The organism is Streptomyces viridiviolaceus (assembly GCF_014650995.1).
GTDB lineage: Bacteria > Actinomycetota > Actinomycetes > Streptomycetales > Streptomycetaceae > Streptomyces > Streptomyces viridiviolaceus.
Window position 1 is genome coordinate 1 of sequence record NZ_BMWA01000076.1, and the last position, 2131, is coordinate 2131.

5 protein-coding genes are annotated in these 2131 nt (G+C 71.1%); 1 reads left to right on the forward strand and 4 read right to left on the reverse strand.

Annotated elements, in window-relative coordinates:
- A partial coding sequence (locus IE260_RS43345; RefSeq protein ID WP_355335748.1) for a biotin carboxylase N-terminal domain-containing protein occupies positions 1 to 83 on the reverse strand: 83 nt, incomplete at its 3' end.
- A gap of 375 nt (positions 84 to 458) precedes the next feature.
- Here IE260_RS43345 and IE260_RS40900 point away from each other — a divergent pair.
- Positions 459 to 935, forward strand: coding sequence for a hypothetical protein (locus IE260_RS40900; RefSeq protein ID WP_189881001.1), 477 nt, complete (start codon positions 459 to 461; stop codon positions 933 to 935).
- Here IE260_RS40900 and IE260_RS40905 read toward each other — a convergent pair.
- The 3 genes from IE260_RS40905 to IE260_RS40910 all read right to left on the reverse strand — a co-directional run bounded on the left by IE260_RS40905 (position 904) and on the right by IE260_RS40910 (position 2040).
- Complete coding sequence (locus IE260_RS40905; protein ID WP_189881002.1) at positions 904 to 1524, reverse strand: nucleoside triphosphate pyrophosphatase; 621 nt, start codon at positions 1522 to 1524, stop codon at positions 904 to 906. The two genes, IE260_RS40900 and IE260_RS40905, sit on opposite strands and share 32 nt — an antisense overlap.
- 49 nt (positions 1525 to 1573) lie before the next feature.
- Positions 1574 to 1702: a morphogenic membrane protein MmpB gene (gene mmpB, locus IE260_RS42760; RefSeq protein ID WP_268255037.1), complete on the reverse strand. Its 129-nt coding sequence runs from the start codon at positions 1700 to 1702 to the stop codon at positions 1574 to 1576.
- 128 nt (positions 1703 to 1830) lie between these two features.
- The gene (locus tag IE260_RS40910; protein ID WP_189881003.1) at positions 1831 to 2040 is read right to left on the reverse strand and encodes an acyl-CoA carboxylase epsilon subunit; all 210 of its coding nucleotides are present in this window, start codon (positions 2038 to 2040) and stop codon (positions 1831 to 1833) included.
- Between the last annotated feature and the right edge of the window lie 91 nt (positions 2041 to 2131).

Here is a 2131-nt window from a genome sequence, read left to right on the forward strand (position 1 = left end):
ACGCTCGCGATCCCGGCGTCCCGGCAGGCCCGGGCCACGCGGACAGCGATTTCGCCACGGTTGGCGATGAGCACCTTGCGCACGATTGAGGCTCCCTCCTTGAAACAAGCCGAGTTTAGGGACTGCCGACACGGCACTTCGACCCGTCCCCAGTGGTGAGCTTGCCCACACGGAGCGTGATTCGAGGCTCGCTCGACCCGCGAAAGTCCTTGTCGCACCGCGGTACGCAGGACTCCTCGTGGCAAACCCTAGCCTTCCGGTGTGGTCAAGGTCTCTGTGAGAGCGTGCTGCGGCCCACTCCGATTCTTTGTGGAGTCCCTACGAATGGCCCAACGATTCTTTGCTCACCGCGGAACCCTTGTCCCGAGGTTTACCCGTTAGTAGCGTTCACGATGTCTCGAACGTACTTGGGGTAACAGCTGTCCTGTCCGGCAGCGGTCGAAAGTGGGTGGGGACCGGTGGTGCGCAGACCGGTGGCGTGGATCGTGGCGGTCGTGCTCTTCGCCGAGGCACTCGGCGTGGCGGCCCTGAACTGGTTCCTGGGGATCGTCGTCGACCGGCAGGAGATGTCCCTGGCCGGACTCGACCCGGACGCGATGTCCGTCTCCTCGAAGATCGGCGGCGTCGTCTTCGGCCTCTACTTCGCGCTGTGCGGGCTGGTCGCCCTGCTCGTGGCCCTGCGCGACCACCGGCCCGTCGGGCTCGGCCGGGTACTGCTGATCAGCGCGGCCGTGGTGCACGGACTGCTCGGCGCCGTCACCTGGGGCCTGGTGGGCTGGAGCGCCTTCCTGTTCATGGTCCTGGTCCTCGGGCTCATCGTGCTGCTGCTGATGACCCACGAAGCCCAGGAGCGGCCGGCGCCCCGACCGTCCCGGGACACGCCGGGCGACGGCGGCTCCCCGGTCAGCCCTCCTGCGGCGCCCACAGCTCCGTGATGCCCACACCCAGTTCACCGAGCAGGCGGCGGAGCAGGGGCAGGCTGATGCCGATCACGTTCCCGTGGTCGCCCTCGATGCCGTCGATGAACGGCGCCGAAAGGCCGTCCAGGGTGAACGCCCCGGCGACGTACATCGGCTCGCCGGAAGCCACGTAGGCGGCGATCTCCTCGTCGGTCGGGTGGCCGAAGTGGACGACGGTCGACGCGGTGGCCGAGGCGTGGCGGCCGGAGAGGGTGTCGTAGACGCAGTGGCCGGTCTGCAGGGTGCCGGCCCTGCCGCGCATGGCCTTCCAGCGGGCGGTGGCCTCCTCGGCGTCGGCGGGCTTGCCGAGCGCATGGCCGTCCAGGTCGAGCACCGAGTCGCAGCCGATCACCAGCGCGCCCTTGACCTCGGGTTTCGCGGAGACGACGGAGGCCTTGGCCTCGGCGAGCGCGAGGGCCAGCTCAGCGGGGGTGGGCGCGTGGACGGCGTCCTCGTCGACGCCGCTCACGAGGACCTCGGGGTCCAGTCCGGCCTGGCGCAGCAGGCCCAGCCGGGCGGGGGACTGGGAGGCGAGGACGAGTCGACGGCGCGGCTGATCTGTCATGCGGTCAGGGTATCGGCGCACCGGGGCCGGTCCGGTCCGCGCCGCCGCCTCACCGCAGCCCGGTCACGATCATCGCGAACACCATGGCCAACGCCAGGAGAACGCTCAGCCGCCGCATCATGTCCTGCGTCCGGCGCAGGTCCTCCGGCGGCTCGTTCTCGGGGTCGGACCACAGCATGGCACCAGCGTGCGGCTGGGCCAGGTGAGGGCGCCTGAGTACAGGTACTCAACTTGGGGCGCGGCGTCGTGCTTCCGTCCGCCCGCGTCGCAGACCGGCACAGCCCCGCGCCCCTCGGCCGGTGGCCGTCAGCTCGGCCAGTACGTACGCGTCCAGGACGCCGGGCCCGGCTGCGGCAGGTGCCGGGCGGCGATGCGGGCGGGGTCGGCCCAGGAGTCGCGGGTGCCGGGCGCGCCGGACGGCAGGGCCTCGGCCGCCGCGGCGCGTGCCCGGACCACCGCCAGGGCGGCGGCGAGCTCCTCGGGGGTGGGGTTGCCCCGTACGACCTTGATGGTCACAGCGGCTCCTTGCAGGGCTCAGAGGGGGATGTTGCCGTGCTTCTTCGGGGGGAGGGTTTCGCGTTTGGTGCGCAGTTGGCGCAGGCCGCGG

What these genes read in the sequence shown, in the direction of transcription:
- mmpB (WP_268255037.1), bottom strand. Translation starts at nt 1,702, where the DNA reads ATGCTGTGGTCCGACCCCGAGAACGAGCCGCCGGAGGACCTGCGCCGG.
- IE260_RS40905 (WP_189881002.1), bottom strand. Translation starts at nt 1,524, where the DNA reads ATGACAGATCAGCCGCGCCGTCGACTCGTCCTCGCCTCCCAGTCCCCC.